Source organism: Caulobacter sp. D5 (genome assembly GCF_003185805.1).
Lineage (GTDB): Bacteria > Pseudomonadota > Alphaproteobacteria > Caulobacterales > Caulobacteraceae > Caulobacter.
In genome coordinates this window covers 1-4,401 of sequence record NZ_QHJY01000240.1, presented here as the reverse complement: position 1 = coordinate 4,401, position 4,401 = coordinate 1, and the positions used below count along the sequence as shown (strand labels likewise).

The following is a 4,401-nucleotide window of genomic DNA, read 5'->3' as shown; positions in this document are numbered from 1 at the left end:
CGGCTGTCGCGCACCGCCGGCGCCCTGCCCGGCCGCCTGGCCCTGGCCGAGGCGGTGGAGCGGGCGGCGCTCGACATCCTGCGCCGGCGCAAGCCCGACCGGCCGCTGGAGACCAATGTCGAGTTCTACACCGCCCTGCTGCTCGAAGCGCTGGGCTTCCCGCCCAAGGCCTTCACCTGCGTGTTCGCCGCCGGACGCACCGTGGGCTGGCTGGCCCACGCCCGCGAGCAGCAGGCTGGCGGTAAACTGATCCGTCCCCAGTCGATCTATGTCGGCCCTCGGCCCAAGGCGGCGGCATGAGGGCGCAGCCAAACCGCGCACGATTGTTGCGAAAGACACACAAAGCCGCGAAACGACGTATCGCCGTTCGACGAACTTGACACATTTTTGACCGCCGATTCACCTTCTGCGCGAGCGAATCCACGACTCAACCTTGACCGTGGGGATATCGCTGCTGGAAGGGCACGGCATGAACCGCATCGGCCAAGGACTTCTTTCGCTATTCCTGACTTCCGTCGCCGCCGCGCCCGTCGCGGCGGCCGCCCAGACCCCGGACGACAACAGCGTCGAGGCCGTGGTCGTCACCGGCTCGCGCATCCGGGTCAGTCCGCTCGACAAGAGCCAGGCCGTCTTCCAGATCGGCCAGGACGACATCGCCAAGACCGGCCTGACCTCGATCGTCGACGTGCTGCAGCGCGTGCCGGCCGCCGGCGGCGGCCTCAATTCCAAGTTCAACAACTCCGGCAACTTCGGCAATCCGCCCGACGGCGGCGGGGTGGGCGCGGGCTCGGCCGAGCTCGACCTGCGCTATCTCGGCTCGCGCCGGGTGCTGGTGCTGGTCGACGGCCAGCGCTGGGTCGGCGGGGCCGCGGCCTCGGGCGTGCCCGGCGTGGTGGACCTCAACACCATCCCCAACGCCATGATCCGCAACGTCGAGATCCTGCAGGAAGGCGCCTCGCCGATCTACGGTTCGGACGCCATCGCCGGGGTGGTCAACATCCTGACCCGCGAGCGCCAGCAGGGCCTGGAACTGTCGGCCCAGGTGGGCGGCTACGGCGAGGGCGACGGCTTCGCCCAGGACTACAACGTCTCGTGGGGGGCCACCGAGGACAAGACCAGCATCGTCATCGGCGGCGGCTACTTCAAGCAGAAGAGCGTCATGTCGGCCGACCGCGACATCTCGCTGTTCCCCAGCCCCTTCTCGACCTCGTGCCTGGACGGCGGCTGCTCGTCGGGCACGCCGCTGGGCCGGTTCATCGTCAGCGACCCCAACACCGGCAATGACCTGGACCTGACCCTGAAGGCCGCCCTCGCCGCCGGCGTGCGGCCCACCTACAACCCGCTGGATCCCACCGGCGCGTCGAGCAGCTTCAAGAACTTCACCACCGCCGACCGCTTCAACTTCCAGCCCTACAACTACATCGTCACGCCGTCGGAGCGGGTCAGCCTGTTCGGGACCGTGACCCACGACTTCACCGACAGCGTCAAGCTGAAGGTCCGCGCCAGCTACGTGCAGCGCAAGTCGGCCAACCAGGCCGCCCCCCTGCCGCTGTTCGTCGGCCCCGACGCCGGCAACGGCAACCTGCTCGACACCGTCTCGGTCGACGCCACCAACCCCTACAACCCGTTCGGCTTCACCCTGACCAGCGGCACCTACGCCTTCGTCGGCCGCCGCCTGGTCGAGGCGGGTCCCCGCCACTACGCCCAGACGGTCGACACCTGGAACGTCAACGCCAGCCTGTCGGGCGACCTGAAGCTGGGCGAGAAGACCTGGTACTGGGACGTCAACGCCACCGCCTCGCGCAACCACGCCGAACAGAGCTTCACCGGCAACGTCAACGCCGCCCGCGTGCAGCAGGCGCTGGGTCCGTTGTCGGGCTGCACCGGCTCGTGCGTGCCGCTGAACATCTTCGGCGGCGTCGGCTCGATCACCTCGGAGATGCTGGGCTTCATCGGCTTCACCCAGCAGGACGTCTCGCAGCAGGAACTGCACGACTTCACCGCCAACCTGACCGGCGACCTCTTCGCCCTGCCGGCCGGGCCGCTGGCCTTCGCCGCCGGCTACGAGCATCGGCAGACCAAGGGCTACTTCCAGCCCGACGCCGTGGTCGCCGCCGGCCTGTCGGCCGACATCCCGGCCCAGCCCGCCAAGGGCGAGATCAAGGTCGACGAGGCCTATCTGGAACTGCGCGCGCCGCTGCTGGCCGACCTGCCGCTGGCGCATCGCCTGGAGGTCTCGGCCGCCGGTCGCTGGTTCGACTATTCCACCTCGGGTCGGGACTCGATCTACAAGGCCGGCGTCAACTGGCGGCCGGCCGAGGACCTGCTGGTCCGCGCCTCCTGGGGCCAGGGCTTCCGGGCGCCGTCGATCGGCGAGCTGTTCGGCGCGGCCTCGCGCTTCGACCAGGAGATCGTCGATCCCTGCTCGGACATGCTGGGCCTGTCGGGCGGAACCCCGGCCAGCGCCACCGTCCGCGCCAACTGCATCGCCGCCGGCGTGCCGGCCAGCGGCAGCTACGTGCAGCTCAATCCGCAGCTGTCGGTGATCACCAGCGGCAACAACGCGCTCAAGCCCGAGACCAGCGAAAGCAAGAACGTCAGCATCGTCTGGGAGCCCAAGGCGCTGAAGGACGCCAGCTGGGCCAGCAACGGCTCGATCGAGCTGGCCTATTCCGACATCGAGCTCGACTCGGCGATCCAGGCCCTCTCCGGGGAGAGCCTGCTGGCCCGCTGCGCCGAGCTGGCCGACAGCCTGGCCTGCTCGACCATCACCCGCACCGCCTCGGGCCAGGTGGCGGCGATCACCAACCCGCTGATCAACATCGGCGGCATCCAGACCCGGGCCATCGACCTGAACGTCCTGTGGTCGTCGCCGACCTACGACTTCGGGCGCCTGTCGCTGCGCTCCTATTCGACCTTCCTGCTCGAATATACCGAGATCGTGCCGACCGCGACGGGCTTCACCGAGATCCCGCGCGAGGGCACCGAGCGGGGCAGCCCCGACCAGGCCTACCCGAAGACCAAGACCACCCTGACCGTCGACTGGGACCACAAGGCCTGGGGCGCCAGCGCCTCGGCCCGCTACCTGTCGTCGGTCAAGGAGACGGCGGCGGCCGACAACAAGCTGGCCTCGCGCACCTATATCGACGCCCAGCTGCGCTGGAAGCCCGCCTTCCTGGGCGAGACCACCGCGGTCGCCTTCGGGGTCAACAACCTGTTCGACAAGGACCCGCCGGGCTGCATCAGCTGCGGCCTCAACAACTACGACCCCAACGCCTATGACGCGCCGGGGCGCTACTTCTACTTCCGCCTGACCTACCGCCAGTAGGCGGGGACTGACCTTGGGCGCGGTCGTGTTACAGCTTGGGCCATGACCGCGCCCGCCTCTCCCGCCGAGCTCGCCGCCCTCACTCGAAGAGTGACCGCCCTGTCGGTGGGAACGGCCGCCATCCTGATCGTCATCAAGGGCGGCGCCTGGCTGGCCAGCGGCTCGCTGGCCATGCTGGCCTCGCTGGCGGATTCGGGGCTGGACCTGGTGGCCTCGCTGATCACCTTCTTCGCCGTGCGCTACGCGGCCGAGCCGCCGGACGCCGAGCACCGCTTCGGCCACGGCAAGGCCGAGGCCTTCTCCAGCCTGATCCAGGGAGGGCTCGTGTTCGCCTCGGCGGCCCTGATCGGGCGCGAGGCGATCGACGGCCTGCTGCATCCCAAGCCCGTCGAACACAGCGTCTGGGGCATCGGGGTGATGATCGTCTCGATCGGCCTGACCCTGGCCCTGATCCGCGCCCAGGCCGCCGTCATGGCCAAGACCCGTTCGGTGGCGGTGGCCGGCGACCACGCCCACTACGCCGCCGACCTGGCCTCCAACGCCGTGACGCTCGCCGGTCTCGCCGCCGTCGCCCTGCTGGGCTGGACCTGGGTGGACGCCGCCGCCGGCCTGGCGGTGGCCGCCTGGCTGCTGTGGGGCGCGGTGGGCGTGTTCCGCCAGGCCGCCGACCAGCTGATGGACCACGAACTGCCGGTCGAGGAACGCGAGGCGATCCTGGCCCTGCTGGTCGACGACCCCCGCATTGGCGGCGTGCACCAGCTGCGCACCCGCGCCGCCGGCCCGAACATCCACGTCCAGGGCCACATGGACCTGGCCGCCGGCCAGACCTTGGCGCAGGCGCACGCGGTGATGAGCGCCGCCGAAGACCGGGTGAAGGCCGCCTTCCCAAGCGCGGACGTGCTACTGCATCCGGATCCGCGAGGCCATTCAGAAAACCCCTCCCCCTGAAGGGCGAGGTGGCCCGGAGGGCCGGAGGGGGAAGTCCGACCAGCTTCCCAACCCGCCCAGATTCCGCAGTCACATCCCCCTCCGTCGGCTTCGCCGACACCTCCCCCTTCAGGGGGAGGGTCTTG

General features: G+C 69.8%; 3 protein-coding genes. All 3 read left to right on the top strand.

The genetic code is table 11. The features are described from left to right. A partial coding sequence (locus tag DMC18_RS15950) for a citrate/2-methylcitrate synthase (RefSeq protein WP_304538939.1) occupies positions 1 to 300 on the top strand: 300 nt, incomplete at its 5' end. A 139-nt stretch (positions 301 to 439) separates the two neighbouring features. Next, positions 440 to 3,328, top strand: coding sequence for a TonB-dependent receptor domain-containing protein (locus tag DMC18_RS15945; protein ID WP_233245276.1), 2,889 nt, complete (start codon positions 440 to 442; stop codon positions 3,326 to 3,328). Positions 3,329 to 3,370: 42 nt separating this feature from the next. Continuing rightward, positions 3,371 to 4,276, top strand: coding sequence for a cation diffusion facilitator family transporter (locus DMC18_RS15940; protein ID WP_110120457.1), 906 nt, complete (start codon positions 3,371 to 3,373; stop codon positions 4,274 to 4,276). Positions 4,277 to 4,401 lie beyond the last annotated feature (125 nt).